Genomic DNA, 23015 nt, shown 5'->3' on the forward strand with positions numbered 1-23015 from the left:
CGAAGCGCTGGCGAGTGCGGTAGGCCACTCGGCGCGCAAACCCGGGCTGTTCCTGGGCGGAATCAGTGCGAGGGCGAGGAACTCTCGCGGAAGGCACGTGCCCTCGCCCGCAGCGCGCGCTCGGGATCGATGTCGGCCGATCGCAGTACCGCAACCAGTGCCCACAGCAGCGCCCCGGCGCTCACCTCGGTGGGACCGGCCAGATACCGGTCGACCGCGTCGGCGAAGGCCGCTGCGGAGTCGCTCAGCTCACCCTCGTCGAGGCCGGCCTTCGCCGCCTTCCGCTGCAGGGTCGAGGCGAGGGTCAAGGCGGGCAGGGCGAGCGGCACGCTCGACAGCGGCGAGGCGCCGCCGCGCTCGGCCGACTTGATCGCTTCCCAGTTCGCGTGAACCGCCTCGGCACTGTCGACGGTGGCGTCGGCGAACACATGCGGATGCCGGCGGACCAGCTTCTCGACCAGACCGGCAGCGACATCGTCGATCGACCAGCGGACGTCCTCGCTTTGCTCCTCGGCCATCCGCGCATGGAAGGCGACCTGCAGTAACACATCGCCGAGCTCGTCACGCAACGCCTCGAGATCGCCGTCCTCGATGGTCTGAAACGCCTCGTAGGCCTCTTCGAGCAGGTAGGGCGCCAACGTGACGTGATCCTGCTCCGCGTCCCACGGGCACCCGCCCGGCGAGCGCAGCCGGTCCATCGTCGTCACGACGTCGAGCAAGCGCGCGCCGGGAAGGTCCCAGGTCCCGGCCACCGACTCGACCACCAGGCTCGAGCTCTCATCGCCGGCGCCAAGCGCCGCGGCCAGCTGTGACGCCTCCGAATGCCGACCCTCGGGGCCGAGCAGTACGACGGCACCACCGGCGTCCGCTGCCGCCGCTCCAACCGCTCTGGCCAGCGCCACCGGCGTCGCGTCATCGAGTGAGGACACCTCGACCCCCGCGGCACGCAGAACGCCGGCCAAACCGGCTGCGCTCTCAGTGGCGAGAACGATGCCCGCCACCGTCAGCTCCTGCCACGCCTGGGCGCTCAGCAGTCCGGTCGCGACCCGAGGGCTGGTCGTGACCAGGACCACCCGGGTCACGGCGAAGCGGTCGCGCTCGGGCTGGACGTGGACGAGCTCACCGAGTTGGAGTTCGCCACGACGGAGTCGGTCTTGGCGTCCCAGTGGCCGTATCGCGGGCTGACGTGGACGCCGAGCTTGACCGCCTCTGCCGAAATCGCCTTCTCGAGCAACGTCGCACCCTGGCTCGAGAACAACGACTGCTTGAGCTGGGAGGTGACCTGCGACTCAGGCGTGGTCCGCCGGGAGATGATGTGCACCACGTCCCAGTTGCCGGTCGAGTGCGCGATCGCGAAAGTCCCCGGAGCAACCGAGACGCCGGATCCGAGCGCCTTCTGCACGGCGCTGCGGCCGACGTAACCCACCACGCCGCCGTTGGCCTTCGTCGTCGTGTCCAGGGAGTACTTCTGCGCCAGCGACGCGAACGACGAAGGCGTCCGGCGAACCTTGGCGAGGATGTGATGGGCCAGCGCCTTGGTCTTGACCGAGATCTGGGCGACCTGGAGCTGGTCGAACTGGTCGATGTCCTTGCGGTACTCCGCCGCGAGCTGGGCCGAGGTGACCGGGAGCGTGTTGATCAACGCCGTCGTGAGGTTCTTCTCGAGCGCGGCGTAACGGATGAACCCCGGCAGCTGCGCCTTGCTGACCCCGCCCTCTGCGGCCTGTTGCTGAAGGGCGGCGTAGCTGCCGGTCTGCTGGACGAAGGACGCGGTCTCGGCGCTGATGTCCTGCCGGCTCACCGACACGTGGTGAGCCGCGGCGGCGGCATTGAGCAGGTCGACGTTGATCATGTGGCTGAGCAGCTGCTGGGTGAAGGTCGTGCGGTTGAAGCCCTGCTGTGACGCGGCCTTGCCATCGGCGAGCGAAGCGTGCACCTGGGCCTGCAGCTGTCCGGTCGTGATCCGGGTGTTGCCGACGAGCGCGGCGGCGCCGGGGCTGGTCGAGCACGCCGAAACGACGGGTACGACGGCAAACGCCGCGACCGCGAGCACGCCTAGGCGCAGATGCTTAGCCACGGGAAGCCAGGCTAGCCTGCTCGGGCGAAAGCTCTGCGACGACGACCTGAAGCAGCTCGCGACACCAGTCCAGCAGCGGCTGGTCGCGCAGCGTCGCTCCGCCGATTCTCGCCGTGACCGGCGCGGTCGCAAGCACGATGCCGGACGCCGGCTTCACCACCGACCCGGGATGCAGCCGCTTGAGCCGGAGAACCTGGGACTCGCGCAGCTCGAGCGGGGTGAAGCGGATGTACTTGCCCTGTGCCGCGATCTCGGTGACCCCGAACCCGCGTGCGAACGCCCGCAGCCGGGCGACCGCGAGCAGGTTCTCGACCGGCGGCGGCAGCTCGCCGTACCGGTCGCGCAGCTCGTCGCGCACCCCGTCGACATCGGCGTCGGTCTGCGCGGAAGCGATCCGCCGGTAGGCATCGAGGCGCAACCGCTCCCCGGGCACGTAGTCGTGCGGCAGGTGGGCGTCGACCGGCAGCTCGACGCGTACGTCGACGGTCTCCTCGGGCGCGCCGCCCTTGAACTCCGCAACCGCCTCACCCACGAGCCGCATGTAGAGGTCGAAGCCCACCGCGGCAATGTGACCGGACTGCTCGCCACCGAGCAGGTTTCCCGCACCGCGGATCTCGAGGTCCTTCATGGCGACCTGCATGCCGGCGCCGAGGTCGGCGTTCGCCGCGATGGTCGCAAGCCGGTCGTGCGCCTCTTCGGTCAACGGCTTGTCCGGCGGATACAGCACGTAGGCATAGGCACGCTCGCGGCTGCGGCCGACGCGCCCGCGCAGCTGGTGCAGCTGGGACAGCCCGAGCAGGTCGCCGCGCTCGACGATGAGCGTGTTGGCGTTGGAGATGTCGAGGCCGTTCTCGACGATCGTCGTGCAGACGAGCACGTCGAACTCGCGCTCCCAGAATCCCAGCATGACGCGCTCGAGGTGGTGCTCGTTCATCTGCCCGTGCGCAACCTCGATCCGCGCCTCGGGGACGAGATCGCGCAGCCGGCGGGCGGCGCGCTCGATCGACTCGACCCGGTTGTGCACGTAGAAGACCTGGCCGTCGCGCAGCAGCTCGCGCCGGATCGCGGCCGCGATCTGGCGTTCGTCGTACGGGCCGACGAAGGTGAGGACGGGATGCCGTTCCTCCGGCGGGGTCTGGATCACGCTCATCTCGCGGATCCCGGTGATCGACATCTCCAGCGTTCGCGGGATGGGCGTCGCGGACATCGTCAGCACGTCGACCGAGGTCCGCAGCCGCTTCAGGAACTCCTTGTGCTCGACACCGAAGCGCTGCTCCTCATCCACCACGACCAGCCCGAGATCGTGGAAGCGGGTCTCGGGCTGGAGCAGCCGGTGGGTGCCGATCACCACATCGACCGAGCCGTCCGCCAGCCCGGCGAGGATCTCGCGGTGCTCCGCGTCGGTCTGGAAGCGCGAGAGCCCGCGGACGACGACGGGGAAGGATGCGAAGCGCTCCGTGAAGGTGGAGAAGTGCTGCTGTGCGAGCAACGTGGTCGGCACCAGCACCGCGGCCTGCTTGCCGTCCATCACCGCCTTGAACGCCGCGCGAACCGCGATCTCCGTCTTGCCATAGCCGACGTCGCCGCAGATCACGCGATCCATCGGGTGCGCGGCCTGCATGTCCGCCTTCACCTCGTCGATCGCCGCCAGCTGGTCGGGGGTCTCGACGTAGTCGAACGCGTCCTCGAGCTCGCGCTGCCACGGCGTGTCCGCAGCGAATGCATAGCCGGGTGCGGACATCCGTGCGGCGTAGAGCCGGATCAGCTCCGCGGCGATCTCGCGGACCGCCTTGCGCGCCCGACCCTTGCGCTTCGCCCAGTCGCCGCCACCCATGCGGTCCAGCGTCGGCGCCTCACCCCCGACGTACTTCGTGACCTGGTCAAGCGAGTCGGTCGGGACGTAGAGCCGGTCCCGCGGCTGCCCGCGCTTGCTCGCGGCGTACTCGATCACGAGGTACTCGCGGGTCGCGCCGGCGACCGTCCGCGTCACCATGTCGAGATAGCGGCCGACGCCGTGCTGCTGGTGGACGACGATGTCGCCGGTCTTCAAAGTCAGCGGGTCGATCGATCCCCGGCGCTTGCTCGGCATCCGTCCGAGGTCACGAATCGCCGAACGCGACCCGGTCAGGTCACTCTCGGTAAGCAGAGCGAGTCGGGGGGTGGTGACGATGATGCCCGCCTCGAGACATCCGGTCGTGACGTGCACGACCGAGGGCTCGGGCACCTCGTCGATCGAGACCTCCAGGCGGGCCGGAATGTCTTCACCCCGCAGCACCTCGACCAGCCGCTCGGCCGGACCGTGGCCCTCGGTCACGATTGCCACCCGCCAGCCGGCCCCGATCCAGCCACGAATGTCGTCGAGTGCGCGCTTGACGTCACCTCTGTACTGCTCGACCTCGCGAGCGCTGGACGCAACCGCACCCGGGTCAAGCTCCTCGTCGGCCGTGAACGGTGTCACGCTCCACCACGGCAGGCCGAGCTCGAGCGCGCGACCGCGGACATCGGCAATCGTGCGGTACGCCGCCGCGCCCAGGTCGATCGGCGCCTGACCACCGCCGGCGGCCGCGGCCCACGACGCCGCGAGGAACTCCTGGCTGGTTGCCACCAGGTCCGTTGCACGTGACCGCACCCGCTCCGGGTCGCAGACCACGACGTGCGTGGCGTCGGGTAGCTCGTCGAGGAGGAGCACCATCCGCTCCAACAGGACCGGGGCGAGCGCCTCCATGCCCTCCACCGAGATGCCGGCCGCGATCTTGTCCAGCATCTCGGCGAGCTCAGGATGGCGCTCGGCCAGCTCCCGCGCCCGCGCGCGGACGTCGTCGGTGAGCAGGATCTCGCGGCATGGCGGCGCCCACACGCCCTGCGCGGCTACCTCGAGCGAGCGCTGGTCGGCGACCGCGAAGTAGCGGATCTCCTCAACCGTGTCGCCCCAGAACTCGACCCGCAGCGGGTGGTCCTCGGTCGGCGGGAAAATGTCGAGGATCCCGCCTCGAACCGCGAACTCACCTCTCCGTTCGACCATCTCGACCCGCGTGTAAGCGATCCCGGCCAGCGACTCGATCACCGCGTCGAACTCGGCCTCGTCACCGGCCCGCAACGCGACCGGCGCAAGCTCGCCGAGCCCGGGCGCCTGCGGTTGAAGCACGCTGCGCACGGGAGCCACCAGCACACTGACCGGGCCGGTGGCCGGATCCGTTGCGCTCGGGTGGGAGAGCCGGCGGAGCACCGCGAGCCGGCGGCCCACGGTGTCCGCTCGAGGAGACAGCCGTTCGTGCGGAAGGGTCTCCCAGGCCGGGTAGTCGACGACGGACTCGGCGGGCAGCAGGGAACGCAGCGCCAGGGCCAGGCTCTGCGCCTCGCGTTCCGTGGCCGTGATCGCGAGCACGGGGCGCCCTTGACCGGCGATCGCAGCGATCACAAAGGGACGAAGACCTGCTGGGCCGGACAAACTGAGCTCCGGCTCCCGTGCCTGCGCACCAGCCGCAGCAACCACCGGGTCCGGATTCAGCAGCGCGGTAAGCCCAGCAAGCGTCATAGCGAACACCCAGGCTACCGACCGGCACCGACAGCGCCGCGCTCGGCGACGCCGCCTCGACGGGAACCGGGCAGGGACTTTCGGTCTAGGCCGACCGGCCGAGCCCAAGTTGCTGCGATCGGGTCTCCAGAACCGCTGGCAGCCCTTCGGCCGGTACGGCAAAATAGAAGGGCAAATCCCGCCGGATCGGTCGCGACGACCGCCCGGCTCGCTTGCCTCGTGAGCGACCACAAGAGGGAAGGTGGCGTGATGCGTTCGGCCATCCCGCCCCGAGCCCTGCCCCGCACTCCTGGTCAGCGCGAGATCGATCTCACCGCGTACGAGTCCGAGCCGGCCTCGGCGGCGGCTCCCACCCGCCCGAGGGTGATGTTCGTCGCGTCGAACGGCGGCCACCTGGCCCAACTGATCGGCCTGCGCGGCTGGTGGTCGGGACGCGAACGCGTGTGGGTCTCGTTCGACAAGCCGGACGCCCGGTCGAAGCTGGCCGACGAGGACGTGGTCTGGGCCCACTGGCCGACCACGCGCAACCTGCCGAACCTCGTACGCAACTTCTGGCTGGCGGTCGCCGCGATCCGTCGCCACAAGCCCGATGTGATCGTCTCCACCGGTGCCGGAGTCGCGCTGCCGTTCTTCATCGTCGGCCGGATCCGGCGGATCCCGACCGTCTATATAGAGGTGTATGACCGCTTGGACTCGCGCACGCTGACCGGCCGGCTCTGCAAGCCGCTGTCGACCAAGTTCCTCGTCCAGTGGCCCGAGCAGGAGGCGCTCTACCCCGGTTCGACGAACGTTGGGCCGCTGCTGTGACCTCGACGTACCGCAAGCCGCTCGTCTTCGTGACGGTCGGGGGCGACCACCACCCCTTCGATCGGCTGATGCAGTGGGTCGAGCGGTGGTTGAGCGATGAGGGCGACCGGGTGAGATGCGTCGTGCAGTACGGCACCGCGCTGCCGCCGGCCGGCGCCGAGTGCTTCGACTACCTCGACCACGACGCGCTGCTCGGTTTGATGGAGTCCGCGCGTGCGGTCGTCTCGAGCGGCGGCCCGACCACGCTGCTCGAAGCCCGGCGACTCGGTCACCGGCCGGTCGTCGTACCCCGCCGGTCGTCACTCGGCGAACACGTGGACGACCACCAGCGCCTGTTCGCGGCCCGCCTGCACACGGAGAACCTGGTCGTCCGGGCAGAAGACGAGCCGGCCTTCCGCGACGCGGTGCATGCGGCCATTGACGCGCCCCGCATCGTCACGCCGAGAGAGCTGTCGACCGAGGGTGTGATGAGGATCGGCCGGCTGATCGACGAGACCGCCGGCTTCTCGACCAACGACCGGACCGGAAGCGGCGGGCAAAGTCGCGATCTGTCAGTGACGATGCTGCCTTGAGCGTCGACACCGCCACCGAGTCGGCGCCCGCGGCAGAGTCCGCGGTGCTGCCGACCGTCACCGTCGTCATCCCGACGCGAGACCGTCCCGAGATGCTCAAGCGTGCCGTCGAGGCGGTGCTCGGCCAGACCTACTCGGGCGACGTCGAGTGCATCGCGGTGTTCGACCAGAGCGACCCCGAGCCGATCGATGTCGAGATCGGCCCGCGCCGCACCCTGCGAGCGGTGCGCAACAGCCGAAACCCCGGGCTCGCCGGCGCGCGCAACACCGGTGTTCTCTCCGCAACCGGCTCCCTCATCGCGTTCTGCGACGATGACGACGAGTGGATGCCGGGAAAGCTCGAGCAGCAGGTCGAGCTCCTCACGATTAACCCGAAGACTGTAATTGTGGGATGCGGAATCGTCATGAGGCAAGGCGAGGTCGACATCGCCGTCAAGCCCGGAGCGGCCACCGTCACACTTGATGACCTCCTGCGGAGCCGGGTACTCGAGCTCAATCCGTGCACCTTGCTCGCGAGGCTTGACTTCTTCCGCGATCGAGTCGGCTTGGTCGACGAGTCGCTGCCTGGGGGGTACGCCGAGGATTACGACTGGCTCCTGCGCGCAGCGAGCCTCACCTCCATCCCGATGATCTCCGCACCCCTTGTCCGCATCAATTGGCACAGGGGCTCGTTCTTCCAAAGTCGCTGGGCAACGATTGTTGACTCGTTGACCTACCTGTTGGCCAAGCATCCGGAGTTTGAGCGAAGCCCTCAGGGGCGCGGCCGCATCCTCGGACAGATCGCGTTCGCCCAAGCAGCTCAGGGTAAGCGTCGCCAGGCCCGGCAAACGGCGGGTCGCTGCCTACGCAGCAACTGGCTTGAGCCTCGCGCGTACCTCGCCCTTGCCGTGGCATTCCACTTGCTCTCGCCGGAGCTCGTTCTTCGGGCGGCGCACGCGAGAGGCAAAGGAATCTGAGGTGATCGCGACGCGGTCATCCCGCACCCGTCAGCGCGCTCGCGAGCTTCCGATCTGGCCTTTATGGGGGCTGTTCGCGGGCTTTCCTATCGCATGGTTATTGGGACTGGGCGGCTTCATCCCGCAGATCGTTGCGGTACCGATGGTCTTCATCCTCGCGACGGTAGGGTCGGTGAGACTGCCGAAGTCCCTGGGCACGTGGCTTCTGTTCCTGCTCTGGATGCTGCTGAGCGCACTTGAGGTGTCCGGCGCGACGCACTTTCTCGGTTTCGCCTATCGCGCCAGCCTCTATGTGGCTGCAACTGTGATTTTCGTTTATGTGTACAACTGCGCTCCGGAACGGCTTCCGGTCGAGCGACTGTGCACGATGGCTGCCATCATGCTCGGATTCGTGGTGGTGGGCGGCTACCTCGGAATCGCCCACCCGCATGGTTCTCTCACGACACCCTTCCAGCATGTCCTGCCAGGAAGCATTGTTAACAACGATCTCGTAGGGAAGCTTGTCCACCCCCCGTTTGCCCAAGTAAGCACACAGACCGCGGCGCGGGTAAAGCCAAGACCGGCAGCCCCTTTTCCGTACACGAATACTTGGGGAGTTAACTTCGCATTCCTGGTTCCCTTCGTCCTCGCCGGAGTGGCATCGGCTCGGCGCTCTCGCGTGCGGGTTGCGCTCATCACTCTGCTGATCGTCGGTCTCGTGCCGGCAGTCGCGACCCTCAATCGAGGCATGGCGTTCGGCATCGCCGTGGGGGTCGTGTACGTCGCAGTGCGCTTCGCCATGCAGGGGCATGGCCGGGCGCTGGTAGGCGTGCTCGTCGTAGCCGGCCTTCTGGTCGGCATCGGCTCGGCCTTGCATGTGACGCGGCGCTTGGACGAGCGGCTGAGCAACAGCTCGAGCAACGACAGCCGCACGGCGGAATACGCAGCGACCTACAACGAAGTTCGACAGTCACCACTCCTCGGCTACGGCGCACCCGCAGCTTCCACGGTCAACACCAACGGCCCCGATCTGGGCACCCAGGGCGAGTTCTGGACCGTGCTCTATTCGTCTGGCTTCCCGGGCGCGGCGTTCTATGTCCTCGCCCTGATTGGGTTCGCCTGGTCTACCCGCCGGGTGCGGTCTCAGAGCATGATGTGGATGCATGCGGTCCCAATAATCGCCCTCGCCGTTCTCATCGTCTACCGGATCCAGGGCACCGAGCTCGACCTATTGATGGCCGCGACCGCCATTGCGCTGCGCGACCGCCCGGTGCGCTGGGTTCTGGCTGATCGAGCGGTTCAGCCGGCTCGCGAGTTCGCCTCGATCAGCGGATGAGCGTCCACCAGATGGATGCGCCGGCTACCTCGTCGGCGACCGGACAGCGAGTCATCCGCGGCGGCGCGCTGAGCTTCGCGGGCGGGTTGATCGCGGGCGTCGGCGGATTCCTCCTCACGGTTGTCGTTGCTCGCGGACTCGGCGCCGAGCAGGCCGGCGTCTTCTTCGTTTCGCTTGGTTTGTTCACGATCCTCAGTAACGCACTCGAGCTCGGGGCTGACACCGGACTGGTTCGCGCGATCCCGCGGCTGCGCGCCCTTGGCCGACCGGCCGACATCTCGCGGACCTTAATCGTCGCCACCGTTCCTGTTCTCGTCGTCGGGTGCATCGCGGCGGTGCTCGTGTCCATTTACGCGCCGACGCTTGCCCGGGTGTTTATGACTCAGGGCAACAGCGTCCACGGCGCGAGCTTCCTGCGAACGGTGGCGCCGTACCTCGCGTTCGCGTCCGTGGCAACCGTGCTAGCGGCCGGCACCCGAGGCTTCGGGAGCGTGGTGCCGTACGTCAGCATCCAGAACATCGGCCTGCCGCTGCTGCGACCGCTCGCGATCGGCGTCCTCGTCACCGCCGGCATCGCCACGGAGCGCTCAGTGGCGGCCGCGTGGGGGCTGCCGCTCGTCGCCGCCGCGCTCATCGCGGCCGGCCTTGTCGTGCGCTCGACCCGGCGGCTAGGCACGGCCGGCCAGTCCGCCACGGAGCCACGGCCGCTACCGGCCCTCGCAGGGGAGTTCTGGGCGTTCGCCGGCGCTCGCGCCTTCGGCGGCGTCGCAGAGATCATGCTGATCTGGCTCGACGTTTTGCTCGTCGGCTGGCTCGTCGGGCCGTTGGAGGCGGGCGTCTATGCCGCTGCCAGCCGCTTCATCACCACGGGAACCCTGGTGCTCCAGGCCACCCGGATCGCGATCACACCGCAGCTGTCGAGGCTCCTAGCCACGGAGCGGACATCGGAAGCGGAGGCGCTGTTCAACGGCGGCGCCCAAGCCGTCGTCGCCGCCTCCTGGCCGCTGTATCTCGGGCTGGCATGTTTCTCGCCAGCCATCCTTCGCGTCTTCGGCAGACACTTCACCAGCGGCGCAACCTCGCTGACGATCCTCTCGCTGGCCATGCTGGTCGACACCGCGACCGGCAACATCGGCAGCGTCCTGCTGATGGCCGGGCGCAGCCGCTGGAACGTCGTGAACGCTACGAGCGCGCTCGCGGTGGACGTCATTATCGACCTGCTGCTCATTCCGCATCACGGAGCGACCGGAGCAGCAATCGGATGGGCCGCGGCGATCGTTGTCCTCAACGTGCTCGCATGTCTTGAGGTGCATTACCTGATGGGTCTGCAGATCTTCGACCGGGCGACGATCCGGACCGCCATCCTCGCCGGGCTGTGCTTCGGCGCACCCGGTGTCGTTCTCGGCCTGCTCGAGCCTCGATTGTTGTGGCCACCGGCAGCGTGGCTGGTCATCGGCGGTGCCTGCTATGTCGCGTGGTGGTGGCGACGGCGCAACGATCCAGAGATCCGCCTCCTCCTCGACGCGCTCGGGGTAAGCCGGCTGCTCAACCTCCGCCCGGCGACTGACCACCACACGTCGGGGCCACGATGACTCGGCCCATGCGAACGGTTGCGAAGACCGCTTTCCGCGAATGGGGAGTCGCCACCGCCTCGCTACGGCAACTTCCGGACTTCCTGATTATTGGAACCAAGCGCGGCGGCACGACCTCGCTATGGAACTACCTGTTGACCCATCCCCACATACTGCCCATGTTCCCCGCCGCGCAGAACCTGAAGAGTCCGCACTACTTCTACTGGCACTACGACCGCAGTGAGCGGTGGTACCGATCGCATTTCGCCACCCGACTACGCCGCACTCAGTTGGCGCGAGTTGGGAAGACCGCCCCGGTCACCGGCGAGGCGAGTCCGTACTACCTCTACTCGCCGTACGCCGCGGAGCGGGCTCGTGCCTTGCTCCCGCAGGCCAAGATCATCATCATGCTTCGCGACCCGGTGGCTCGCGCCTACTCGCACTACTGGGAACGGGTGCACGAGGGGGTCGAGCCGCTGAGCTTCGATGCCGCCCTCGCGGCCGAGGACGACCGGCTCGCAGGCGAGGCCGATCGGATGGCTGCCGATCCGCTGTACTACAGCCGGCCGCACGACTTCTACACGTATCGCGATCGCGGCGTCTACCTGCCTCAGCTCGAGCGCTGGCTCGGCCAGTACCCCAGCGAACAGGTTCTGATCGTCCAGAGCGAGGCGTTCTACGCCGACAAACAAGCGATTTTCGATCAGGTGACCGACTTCCTCGGGCTGCCCGGTCATCAGCTCGGTGAGGTCAAGCGCTTCAACTACCGCCCGGCGGAGCCGATGAGCGAGCCGAGCCGCGAGTTCCTCACAGACTTCTTTGTGCCGCACAACCGTGCGCTGTATGACTACCTTGGCCGAGACTTCGCCTGGTAGGCCGCACCATTCAGGTGCGTCGCAGATAGCCGTACCGCCACAACCACGGCCCGGTGAGCACCGACACCAGTCGGCGACGGCTCGCCGGCATCGCGCGGCGCCATTCGTCGTCCACCGCGAGCGGCACCCTGCCGCTGGTAAAGCGCATCGGATTCCCTGCGACACTGTGATCGGGCGCGAGTGATACCACACCTTCGCTGACCAGGCCCGCAGGCACCCCATCGAGCCGGGCGAAGGCGGCGATGCGATTCAGTTCTCCTTCGGTCTGATTGACGAAATCCTCGTAGCGCATTCTCATGATGGGAACGCGAACAAGCCGGCCAAGCTCAAACATCGAGTTGAAGCCCACCCATTCCACCGTGCTTCGCACGCTTGAGTAGGTGTCCATGTACGCCTCTTCGTGCTGGATCTCCGGGCGCGGCTTACGTCTCGTCCACGAGTAGGCCACTCCCCTGCTGTCACGCACGAGCAGGCAAATCCGGAGGTCGAGCGGCATCTGACGAAGGACGAGCGCGTGCGGCGGCCCCTTCGACGTATCGACGATGACGGCGGCACCGCTCACATCCGAGATGGCGCTGTAAAGACGCGTGATGTGCTCGCAATAGGACGCGAGCTCAGATCGCGTGAGTTTTGCGGCGCGCGGTACGGCTAGGGCCGGAATCCGCCGAGTCCGCTCGAGCCGCGCGCGCAAGGCTTCGGCTGCGTTCGCATCGACGACGTCCCAACCCCCGAAGGCGGCCTGGCCCACCGCGGTCCAGAACGAGCAGTCGAGGAATCCCTCTCCGCAGCCGCATAATTGGTTCTCAAGCACGCCACGGCGCCAGATGAACATCAACTCGCCTGCATTGAATGCACCCGGCATCGCACCCAAGACACGACCCACGAGCGTGCTGCCGCTGCGCCCCGCGCCGCCGACATACAGAACTCGAAGCGACCCCTGACTATCGCGACCCTTCTCCAACGATCATGCCTCCTCGCGCAACCTATGCCTCTTGCCCCGTACCCTCTGACCATGAGCCTGGGCGCACTATCACCCCGACTCAAGCGACTGGTCGATCATCTGTGGGGCAGTGACGACGTCATCGTCACGCTGAGTGATCGATGCCCTCCAGGGTATCGAGCCATCGAGTCCTATGCGATCGTTCCGTATGCAAACAAGGCGGAGTTTCTCGTCCCATTGACCGCCGGCCGTACAACTGCGGCGAGAAGTCTCACTGCCTATCGGATGCTTCGACCGATGTCTGTTCGGTTTACGCGTTTGGGCGTGGCTGCAGCCGTGCGGCTTCACGCGATTCCCATCACGTCACAGCAACTTACTATCTTCGTGAGGCGCGACGTCTCCGATGTGGATCTGCCGGCGGTGTCTCCCACTCACTGGTTATCGCAGCGACTCGGTACCGATCGCCTCGTCGCGGCGCTGGCCGTACCCGCACTGGCTCCGAACGCAAAACCGACGCTCCAGCTCTTCAGCGAGAAGGGCGATCCGGCCGGCTACGCGAAATTCTCCTGGAACGAGAGCACTCGAGAGCAGGTCCGTGCCGAGGCCGCTGCGGTCATACGCGTTGCACCGAAGCTATCGACCATCGACGTCCCCGCCTGCCTGTGGAGCGGTCAGTGGGGCGGATTCGACGTTATTGTCACTGCGCCGATGCCGACGGATGCCACGGCCTGGGCTGGCTCTCGCGCTCCCTCGCTTGAGATCGTCGAGGATGTGGCGCGTACCTCGAGGATGAACACGGCGCGCTTACCCGATAGCGCGATCGTGCAACGGATAGCCGCGATGGTGCAGGACGGCGGTGCAAGGCTAGACCCAGCGCTTCGACATGCGTTGCATCGCGCCGTCGAGACAGTCGGAGAGCGCTGGCCACACCTCGAACTACGCGAGGGCACCTGGCACGGAGATTGGGTTCCCTGGAACATGGCCACCGCCTCCGGACGGACGGTGGTGTGGGACTGGGAGCACAGCCGGGAAGGTGTGCCGGTCGGCTTGGACCTCCTGCACTGGCACTTCCAGCACGGGTTCATCGCTGAGAAGGTCAGCTTAGAGGAGTCGCTGCGGAGAATGCGCAGCGGCGGTACCAAGGGCGTCGGCCAGCTGCAAGGCTCCAGTGAGGCGGCTGAGGCCTGCGCCGACCTCTACAGCCTCGAGATTTGCGCCCGCTATCTTGCAATGCAGGCAGCGGGGAGTGGGTGGGCTCCTCGCTTCTACCCCGACGCGCTCACCGTGCTAGCTCGGCTGACCTCGTGACTCTCATCGTCGCGATCGTCAGTCCGTGCCTGGCTCCTGGTTGAAGACCGCGCTCTTGCCCGCGCTGGCAAACCCGGCCAAGGTGCCTGGATCGACAGTGAGCTCTGAGCTACAACCGCTCGCCGTGTCGTCCCACTCCATCACTGCCTTGATATTCGGGTGGGATGCCATGGCCGCGGGAACGGACGCGTACCAGTCACCCGACGCCGAAGGATCACTCGGGTCTGCAACAGTGCCGTACTCCGGGAGCATGAACGGCTTGTCCCCGTAACCGTTGCTCTCCAGCCACTGGTAGAAGGGGTCGATCGTGTCGTTGAACGACTTCCACGCGGTGTTGTGGCACGAGGCGAAGTTGTAAGGGTCATAGCCGATCCAGTCGACGTAGGAGTTTCCCGGGTAGAGCGAGTTGAACTCCGCGTCGTGGGCGCTGTAGCCGGTCACCGTCCACACCCAGATCACGTTCGTCACGCCATCGGCGGCAAAGCGGTCATGGATGTGCCGGTACGCGGCCACGTAGTCCGCCGCAGATCCGGCGACTGCCATCCGGCCGTCCATCTCGGGATCGAAGGTCAGGAAGACCGGCTTGCCGTAAGCCTTGAGACGAGCCGCCTCGGGATCGATGACGGTCGCGTCGTACTTGCCATCGGCGATGTCCGACCACAGCAACTGGGCACCGGTCGAGAAGTTCCTCGATGCCCACGAGAACATCAGGTAATGGTTCTGACCCAACGCCTGCTCGTACTTGTCCGGGAACTGGCCTGAACTACCGGAGTTCGACATGTCGTGGTAGCGATAGATGATGTCGAACGGGCGCCCAACCTGGGATTCAAGATCGGTGAAGGTCGTCTGCCAGTTCTCCCCGGTGCCCGGCGGTTTGTAAACCCCCCACCAGACGCCGCAGGACGGCACCAGTAAGGCCGAGACAGTGCACGGGCCGGCAGAGCCGGAGGACGACGGCGTTGGCGTGGGCGAGACGACCGGCGGCACGGTCACGGTGCTCGACGGGGTCGGCGTCGGGGTCGAGCTCGGCGTGGTTGACGGCGTGGGTGTGCTCGACGGCGTCGCGGTCGGCGTCGGGTCCGCGCTCACCGTCGGCGTCGCGGACGGCGACGTGCTGGGCTGCGGGTCGGAGGGGTGCCGGCCGCGCGACGGCGGCGCGACGATGCGCACCCGCCGCACGGTCACGGTCTGGACAACCTTGGCGTTGTCGACCTCGACGGGCACCTTGCGATGCCGGGTCGAGCCGGTCACGAGGACCACCAGGCGAGAGCCATCCGTGCGGTTCTGCGTACGCAAGGTGATCCTGCGCCAGCCGTTGTGGCGAAGCGTCAGCTCGCGGCTGTGGACCGCAACCACCCGGCCATGCTTGGTCGTCTCGAGGCGCAAGCGCGCGACGGTGCGGCGATGGTCGCTGCGCCGGACCATCACTGAAGCGTGATAGCGGTCGCCGAACAACGCCCGCTGCATCTTCAGTCGCTCGCTCAGGTTCGTGCGCCCGCGCTTGTGGCCGACGAGGCGCGCGGCCTGTCCGCTGTGCCATCCGGGGTGCACCAGGTTCAGCTTGGCGTGCCCGGCACCGCTCGAGTGCCAGTGCTTGCGCCCCTCGCCGAACCCGCCGTTTCGGACGAGCTCGATGTGGGTGTGCTCGAGCACCCGCCGGACCGTCACGGTCTCCCGACCGGCCGGCACGCGCTTGCTGGCCGACAGCGGGGACGCGTGGGTGAACGTCGGCAGCGCCACGCTCAGCATGCCGATCAACACGTTGACGGCTACTACCGCGCCGTATCTCCGCGCGGACACGATCGACATCTCCGACTCCGGTGCATCCTTGGGACTAGCCCTGACACACAACAAAGTCGGCCGCCGTATGCCCGAACTGACGAGCCCATTCGGGTGATGCCGCGGCTCGGCCGATGGCCATTTCTCCTTAGTCCGTTTGGACCAATCGGAGTAATCCTTTGGTGGCTCTCGCAGCGCACGCGGTGGAGGCGCCTCGATGAGCACGCCGAGAAGGCTAACCCGCCCGGCGCGCCTTTCCTGCTCGTTCGTCACCATTCCGGCTTGCGGCGCGGTGAAGGAGGATTGCCGTACAAGGCTCGGTGTAGATGGCGCTCGCTCTCGGTGCCCACACGCCAGCGCCCCGCCGGATGAATCCGACGGGGCGCCGAGATGCGAAGCGTTGTGCCTGCCTAATGCGTTGCTCGAGCGACGTTCCTCACGTGCCCGGACCGAGCGGGCCGGTGGTGCCGAACGCAACGTCATCGAGCCGGATGGTGCCTGGCGCGGTGGACGAGGACAGCACTTGACCGATCTGGAGCGATCCGAACGCCGTGCCGGTGTTGATCCCGCTCACCGTGTGCGACTCAATCGGCGTGGTCGAGTCACCGGAGTAGACGCTCACCGTCAGCGATCCCGACGTCGTCGAGTTCACCAGCGTCCACTCCACTCGCAGCCAGGTGTTGAGGGGCAGCGACTGCGTGAACGTGGCCTGCTTGGTGTTATTGGCGTCGTACAGCGTGATCTTTCCGGCGGTCGAAATGTTGATCTGCGCATCCCGGTTGAACGACGAGTCACCGAGGTGGGCGAACTCTTCCGTGACCGCGGGGTTCGCGGCCAGGTAGAGGTAGGACCGGCCATAGCTCGTGGTCGACGTCGAGGTGATCGACGTCTTCCCCCACTGGAGGTAGCACGGCGAGGTGCCCGGCGTAAGTGCGGCGGCGAGCGTGCCGTGCGCCGAGTTGGTGCTGTAGGTCGCCGTTCCACCCGTGCAGCTCACCGAGTCGAACTTGTTCCCGGATCCTCCGCCGGAGTTGGCCGCGGTGATCGCCGTGCCCGATGTGCCGCCCTCGAAGCTGTTCGCCAGGACCGCCGGGTTGAGTGCCGGCGTTGTCGCCGAGGCGGCGGTCGACGCCGGGCCTGGGCCCGCGGAGTTGCTAGCGATCACCTGATACCAGTAGGGCGTGTTCGGCGACAACCCGATGTCGTTGTACGAGGGTGAGCTGAGCCCGGTAGCCACCGGCGAGAACCCACTGGTGCCTGACACCGTCGACCGGTCCACCTCGTAGGCGGTGGCCCCAGGCGTCGCGCCCCAGGTCAGGTCGATCTCGGTCGGGGAGACCGCGTTGGCATGTACCCCGGTCACCTGGCCCGGCGGAACCTGGTTGGTCGTCGCCGACTGGGTGTCGGAGAACGCACCGGTTCCGCCGTTGTCAACCGCCGCAACCTGGTAGTCGTACGTCGTGCCCGGGTTCAGGCCCGTGTCGTTGTACGACGTCGCGCTCGAACCCGAACTGATCGTCGTCCAGTTCGACGAGCCATGCGGGGCTCGCTGCACCACGTAGGTCGACGCACCGGTTGCGGTGTTCCAGGTCAGGTCGATCTCGGTGCTGGACACCGCGTTCGGGTTCAGCCCCGTGACCTTCGCCGGCAGGGTGGTCGCGGACGCGATGTTGGACGTGGCGCCGGGACCGGCCGAGTCGGACGGGATGACCTCGTAGTCGTACGCGTCGCCGGGGTTGAGCCCGGTGTCGCTGTAGGTCGTCCCGTTGACCGTCGCCTGGTCGGTGAAGGTGTTCGCACCGCTCGGGCTACGCCAGACGTCGTACGACGTGGCACCCGTGGCAGCACCCCAGCTCAGATCGATCTCGCTGGTGCCGTTGGTGGACGCCGTCAGCGTGCCCGGCTGGGCCGGCACCGTGGTGATCGTCGTGAGGCCTGACGGCGGGCTGTCGCCGCCCGCGTTCGACGCAACGACCTCGTAGTCGTAGCTCCCACCCGGCGTGAGGCCACTGTCGTCGAAGCTGGTCCCGGTGACACCCGTCGCGACGTACGCGAAGTTGTTCGCACCGGACACGGAGCGCAGCACCTTGTAGGAGCTGGCACCGGCGACGGTGCTCCACGCCACGTGAGCCGTGGTGGGCGACGAGCTCGAGACGGTCGGCGCACCCGGCGCCGGCGGCGGGGTCGGCGTGGTGCTCTGGCCGGTCCCGATCTGGTAGTCGTTCAGGACCTGAGCGGCCGACAGGGCGTACGGGTAGATCGCCACCTCGTCGACGGAGCCCTGGTAGTCCTGGACGCTGCCCCAGCCGCTGTCGCCGCCGACGTGCCAGTACCCGTTGTAGGACTGGTTCGTGGTGACACCGTTCGACGCCACCAGGTTGCCATCGACGTACAGCTTCATCCCGGAGCTGTCCTGAGTCGCCACGACATGGTGCCACTGCCCGTCGGCAAGATTCGGCGAGGCGGGCGCGGAGACCACGTCTTCCTCGTTGTTCCAGACACCGAAGTTCAGAACACCGTTGTTGAAGTAGATGTGCTTGTCGTAGTTGCCGCTCCCGGTCGGTGAGCTGCTGTTGCCGAACCCGATGATCTTGCCGTTCGGGTTCGTGGTCTTGAACCACGCCTCGATGCTGAACGTCGACGGGCTCGGCGTCTGCGAGGTCGAGACCATCACACCGTCGTCGTTGCCGTCGGTCGAGATCGCGGTGTCGGCCGGCGAGCTGCCGTCGTTGATCGCGCCGGGCACACCGAGCGTGTCACCGGTGTTGTAAAGACCGTTGTCCGCGTTGCCCGACAGGTCGTTCGCCGTGTTGCCGGACGTCTCATCGAGCCGCCAGTACAGCGACGGGCCGTCGGCGATGACGGTCTTCGCGTACGGCGTGTTGGAACCCGGCAGGGTCGGCAGCGTGTAGCCGGCCGCGGTGTACTGCGCCGCCACCTGCTGCGGAGTCAACGCGGTGTTGTACACCGACGCCTCGTCGATGCTGCCGCCGAAGTAGTTGCTGCTCGGCTGGCTCGGCCACCCGTTGAGGTTGTCCTCACCCACGCGCCAGAACCCGTTGTAGGTCTGGTTGGTGGTGGTCGGGTTGCTGCCGACCTTCACGCCGTCCACGTAGAGCGACATGCCGGACGGACCCTGAGTGCCGACCACCTGGTGCCACTGACCATCGTTGTAGGACTTGGTCGTCTGGATGATGTCGGTGCCACCGTTGTAGGTACCGAAGATCAGCTGACCGCTGTTGGTCATGTAGATGTGCTTGTCGTAGTTGCTGCTGTCACCGGTCTGGTTGTTGCCGAAGCCGATGATCTTGCCGCCGGACGTCGTGGTGGTCTTGAACCACGCTTCTGCGGAGAAGACCGACGGGCTCGGCTCCGACTGGCCGGACGAGAAGTAGCCGGTCGAGCCATCGAGTGTCATCGCCGTGTTCGAGTCGCCGAGGATGCCGCCCGGCTGGCCGAGCGTGACACCGCCGGTGTAGACGCCGCCGTTCAGGCTCGGCGAGGAGTCGGCGGCGATCGTCCCGCCGGACTCTCCGAACCGCCAGTACCCGACTGGATTCTGGCTCAGCACGGTCGCGGCGTACCCGGTGCTGCCGTTGGAGACGGTGACCGGAGCGGATGCCACCGACATCGGACTACTGCCCGTACCGTAGGTTTCGACCGCTTCGACCTTGTACGTGTGTTGGCTACCAAGCTGAAGGCCGCTATCGGTGAACCCGACCACCGGCTGCTGCCAGAAGTACGACGTCACGTTCTGGCTGGCGATCGGAGTCGTGCCGCCGTCGCGGAACAGTTCCATGGTCAGGTCGACGTCATCGAGGTCCACCGGAGCCTGCGCGTAGACGTTGATCGACCCCGGGCCGGAGGCAACCGCGACCGGCTGGGCCGGCTTGGGGGTCGGGTAGTCGTTGGTCGTGGTGAAGCGAGCAATACCCTGTTGCCCCACGTAGTTCATCGTGGTGAAGTCGCCGCCGACGTAGAGCTGGGTCCCATCCGTCGCCATCGCCCGTGGGCCGAGGTTCGGACCGGCGTTGGAGAAGGGGTACCACGGGCCGAGGAAACCGTTGCTGGTGTTCAGCGAGAGCAAGTGACGGGCGTGGTTGGTGTCGACCTGAGGAAAGTTCGCCGGGTCGTCCGACACCGGCCCGTTGGTGTTGTTCTCTTGGCAGTCGTGCGCGTGGGAGCCCTTGTAGACGTAGTTGCCGATCACCGCCAGAACCTGCGTGGCACCGAGGCACCTGTTTACCCACTTCAATGAGCCGTCACTGAGGTTGACTGCCCACACGCCGTCGAAGCAGCCACCGCCGGTACCTTCATCGGCGATATAGGCGACTCCGCCGCTGATCGTCGCGAACTTCACGTCGGAAGTGCAGCCGTTGACCGGTGCGGCGTCGGTGCCCGGCGGGACCGCAACGGCATCGGCCGGCATCGGCTCAAGTGCTCCAGGCGTCGAGGACGTCACGCCACCGATGATGGCGGCCTTGTTGTAAACGGTCGTACCGTCCGCGCTCTGCGACAAACCGTCCACGTTGCTGAAGTAACCGCCGGCGACCACCTGTGAACCGTCAGAGCTGACGGCAAGGGCGTCTACTGTGTTGTCGAAGCTCGGCGTCGTTCCGGTACCCCACGACATAGCGGCACCGGTCGTCGCATTGATCGCCGCGAAATTCGTCCCCACCGTCGTCTTGCCCACCTTGGCGAACGAGCCGCCGACATACACGACGTTCCCGAACGTTGCGATCGCGCTCACCTTGCCACTGACATTCGGATTCCACGAAAGGAGGGCACCCGTGGATGTGCTGAATGCCGCGATGTGGTTGCGCGACAGGCCGTCGACGGTGGTGAAGCTGCCGCCGACATAGACCGTGCTGCCGTCCGGTGAGACCGCGACGGCGCCGTTGGTCAGGGGCAGGCCCGATGACTGACCGGAGAAGATATGGGTGTCATCGATCGCGGGGTCTGGCGCCCCGGTCGAAGCCTTCAGTGCGGCGAAGTAGTCCGCCGGCTGCTCGCCCGTCCCCAGCGGGTCGCCCGGCGGCCGCAGCGAGGTGAAGTCGCCCACCATCCAGATGTCACCATTGCCGTAGGCCATCTTCCAGACCGTCGCATTCGACTGCCATGAAGACGACACCTCCGCGGACATGCTCCCGGGCTCTACCGCATTTGCCGCGGTCACCGACGCCAGCTGCACGGCGGGCACCGCAACTGCCGTCAAAGTGAGAAGAGTCGCAATGAGGGTGAGGATGCGACGCATGTGGGCTTCCCTCCGAGGTCCTTCTGTCGTTTGTCCGACCCCCACGACAGGGGACGTCAGTGATGTGTGGAGAAGATCAGAAATCGAGGATGGCACAGGGACAGGACCGCTGTACGGCAAACTAAATAAGCCAATCGGGTGAAACGGGACCGCCTCTGCTCGAGCCCCTCAAAGCCCTATCCGGGTCGCCGCAGGTCACCGTTTCGGCAGGTAGACCGACCGGTGCACGACCCGATGGTGCGCCGCCCGAAAGAACTCGATCCGGGCGCGCGCATGGCCCTTGGACACCCGCCGCTTGATCGCCAGCGTAACCGTGTGGTTGCCCGCCCGTACCATTCGGGCGCGCCGCCTGGCCAACACGTGATGACCGCGGGTCACGTCGAAGCTGATCCGCATGGCTCTGGCCGCACACACGCGAACGCGGACGTGTCGGCTGTGGTGCCGATCGCGCTCGACCCCGATGCTGACGATCCCGGCCCGCACGAAGCTCGGCCGGCCGCAATCGACCCTGACGGTCGCGGGTGACGACAAAGGGCTCGCATAGGAGCCGTAGCGCTCGACTGCGCGGACCTCGAATATCGGCCTGGACCCGGGCGATTGGCCGGTTAGCGTCCATCGGACGACCGGCTGCCGCCAGAAAAGCGACTCGACTGCCTTGCTCGCGATCGGGGAAGAGCCACCCTTGCGGAACAACTCCATCACCAGGTCAGGATCGTCACGGTCGACCGGTGCTAGGGCGGTGACGGCAACCACACCTGTTTGCACGCTCGTCACGGAGGGGGGAAGTGGCCTCGGCGTGGCCGAGTCGTTCGTGTCGGTGAATCGCGCGATGCCCTGCTGAGCCTTGCCGTTGACTGTTGTGAAGTCGCCACCAACGTAGAGCTGGCTGCCATCGGTCGCCATTGCACGCGGGCCGAGGTTAGGGCCGGCGTTGGTGTTCGGATACCATGGCCCGAGGAAGCCGTTGCTCAGGCTCTCTGAGAGCAAATGACGCACTGCATGGTGCGGAAGCTGCGGGAAGTTCGCCGGGTCGCCGTTCGTGTTCTTCGATGCACAGTCATGCGCGTGCGAGCCTTTGTAGAGGTAGTCGCCGACGACCTCGATCGCCTGCGTCGCTCCGAGGCAGCGGTTGACCCACTTCAACGATCCGTTGCGCAGGCGAACCGCCCACGTGCCGTCGAAACAGCCAATCCCAGTGCCTTCGTCCGCCAAGTACGCAATCCCGGAGTCGAGGACGATGTCCTTGACGTCGGACGAGCAGCCGTTGACGCGATCGGTGTCGATTCCCGGCGGGACCGCGGCGGCATCAGCCGGCATGGGCTCAAGCGCACCCGGCGTCGTCGAGGTGACCCCGCCGATGATCGCCGCCTTGTTGTAGATGGTCGTACCGTCGGGCGACTGCGCCAAACCGTCAACGTGGCTGAAATAGCCGCCGACCACGACCTGGGACCCGTCGGAGTTCACGGCCAGGGCGTCTACCGTGTCGTCGAAACTCGGCGGGGTACCGGTCCCCCACGACAATGGCGCCCCGCTCGTCGCGTCGAGCGCCGCAAAATTGGAGCCCACGGCGACGCCACCGACTCTGGCGAACGAACCTCCGATGTAGACAACGTCCCCGCGCGCGGCAATTGCGCTGACCTTGCCGCCGACATCCGGGTTCCACGGCAGCAGAACACCAGTCGAAGTACTGAATGCCGCGAGGTGGTCGCGAGGCTGACCGTCGACCGACGTGAAGCTGCCGCCGACATAGACCGTGCTGCCGTCCGGCGAGACCGCAACGGCGCCGTTCGTCAGGGGCAGGCCCGATGACTGACCGGAGAAGACATGGGTGTCATCGATCGCGGGGTCTGGCGCCCCGGTCGAGGCCTTCAGCGCGGCGAAGTAGTCCGCCGGCCTTTCATCCGTCCCGGACGCGGTGCCCGGCGGACGCAGGGCGGTGAAGTCGCCGATCATCCAGACGTCGCCGTTCCCGTACGCCATCTTCCATACCGTCGCGTTCGATTGCCAGGACGACGACACTTTCGCG

General features: G+C 66.8%; 14 protein-coding genes. 7 read left to right on the top strand and 7 right to left on the bottom strand.

Annotation, left to right across the window (positions count from 1 at the left end):
* Nucleotides 1-62: 62 nt before the first annotated feature.
* From VME70_02705 to mfd, 3 genes are read right to left on the bottom strand one after another with little or no spacing between them, the layout of a single operon-like run.
* Nucleotides 63-1082: a MazG family protein gene (locus VME70_02705; protein ID HTW19104.1), complete on the bottom strand. Its 1020-nt coding sequence runs from the start codon at nucleotides 1080-1082 to the stop codon at nucleotides 63-65.
* Entirely contained in the window at nucleotides 1079-2077 is a 999-nt protein-coding gene (locus tag VME70_02710) for a SurA N-terminal domain-containing protein (GenBank protein HTW19105.1), read from the bottom strand. Before VME70_02710 ends, VME70_02705 begins: the two co-directional genes overlap by 4 nt.
* A complete protein-coding gene (gene mfd, locus VME70_02715) occupies nucleotides 2070-5612 on the bottom strand; it encodes a transcription-repair coupling factor (protein HTW19106.1) in 3543 nt (1180 codons plus the stop codon). The genes VME70_02710 and mfd overlap by 8 nt, the downstream gene beginning before the upstream one ends.
* Nucleotides 5613-5861: 249 nt before the next feature.
* On the opposite strand from mfd, the gene VME70_02720 reads away from it, so the two are divergent.
* From VME70_02720 to VME70_02745, 6 genes are read left to right on the top strand one after another with little or no spacing between them, the layout of a single operon-like run.
* Nucleotides 5862-6419 carry a UDP-N-acetylglucosamine--LPS N-acetylglucosamine transferase gene (locus VME70_02720; GenBank protein HTW19107.1) on the top strand — a complete coding sequence of 186 codons (558 nt, stop codon included), beginning with the start codon at nucleotides 5862-5864 and terminating at the stop codon, nucleotides 6417-6419.
* Complete coding sequence (locus VME70_02725; protein HTW19108.1) at nucleotides 6416-6991, top strand: glycosyltransferase; 576 nt, start codon at nucleotides 6416-6418, stop codon at nucleotides 6989-6991. The genes VME70_02720 and VME70_02725 overlap by 4 nt, the downstream gene beginning before the upstream one ends.
* Entirely contained in the window at nucleotides 6988-7947 is a 960-nt protein-coding gene (locus VME70_02730; GenBank protein ID HTW19109.1) for a glycosyltransferase family A protein, read from the top strand. Before VME70_02725 ends, VME70_02730 begins: the two co-directional genes overlap by 4 nt.
* A 1-nt stretch (nucleotide 7948) precedes the next feature.
* Nucleotides 7949-9262: an O-antigen ligase family protein gene (locus VME70_02735; protein ID HTW19110.1), complete on the top strand. Its 1314-nt coding sequence runs from the start codon at nucleotides 7949-7951 to the stop codon at nucleotides 9260-9262.
* Nucleotides 9259-10854: a polysaccharide biosynthesis C-terminal domain-containing protein gene (locus tag VME70_02740; GenBank protein HTW19111.1), complete on the top strand. Its 1596-nt coding sequence runs from the start codon at nucleotides 9259-9261 to the stop codon at nucleotides 10852-10854. Before VME70_02735 ends, VME70_02740 begins: the two co-directional genes overlap by 4 nt.
* 8 nt (nucleotides 10855-10862) lie before the next feature.
* Nucleotides 10863-11708: a sulfotransferase gene (locus VME70_02745; GenBank protein HTW19112.1), complete on the top strand. Its 846-nt coding sequence runs from the start codon at nucleotides 10863-10865 to the stop codon at nucleotides 11706-11708.
* A gap of 10 nt (nucleotides 11709-11718) precedes the next feature.
* Here VME70_02745 and VME70_02750 read toward each other — a convergent pair whose 3' ends face one another.
* The gene (locus VME70_02750; GenBank protein ID HTW19113.1) at nucleotides 11719-12669 is read right to left on the bottom strand and encodes a sulfotransferase; all 951 of its coding nucleotides are present in this window, start codon (nucleotides 12667-12669) and stop codon (nucleotides 11719-11721) included.
* 51 nt (nucleotides 12670-12720) lie between these two features.
* Here VME70_02750 and VME70_02755 point away from each other — a divergent pair, with 51 nt between their 5' ends.
* Nucleotides 12721-13956 (top strand): hypothetical protein, encoded by a 1236-nt coding sequence (locus VME70_02755; protein ID HTW19114.1) that lies wholly within the window; start codon nucleotides 12721-12723, stop codon nucleotides 13954-13956.
* An 18-nt stretch (nucleotides 13957-13974) separates the two neighbouring features.
* On the opposite strand, the gene VME70_02760 is transcribed toward VME70_02755, so the two are convergent.
* From VME70_02760 to VME70_02770, 3 genes are all read right to left on the bottom strand, one after another.
* Nucleotides 13975-15756, bottom strand: a complete 1782-nt coding sequence (locus tag VME70_02760; GenBank protein HTW19115.1) for a glycosyl hydrolase — start codon at nucleotides 15754-15756, stop codon at nucleotides 13975-13977.
* Between the two features lie 415 nt (nucleotides 15757-16171).
* Nucleotides 16172-20878 (bottom strand): LamG-like jellyroll fold domain-containing protein, encoded by a 4707-nt coding sequence (locus VME70_02765; protein ID HTW19116.1) that lies wholly within the window; start codon nucleotides 20876-20878, stop codon nucleotides 16172-16174.
* 306 nt (nucleotides 20879-21184) lie between these two features.
* Entirely contained in the window at nucleotides 21185-22969 is a 1785-nt protein-coding gene (locus VME70_02770; protein HTW19117.1) for a hypothetical protein, read from the bottom strand.
* Between the last annotated feature and the right edge of the window lie 46 nt (nucleotides 22970-23015).

This window comes from Mycobacteriales bacterium (assembly GCA_035504215.1).
Taxonomy (GTDB): Bacteria; Actinomycetota; Actinomycetes; order JAFAQI01; family JAFAQI01; genus DATAUK01.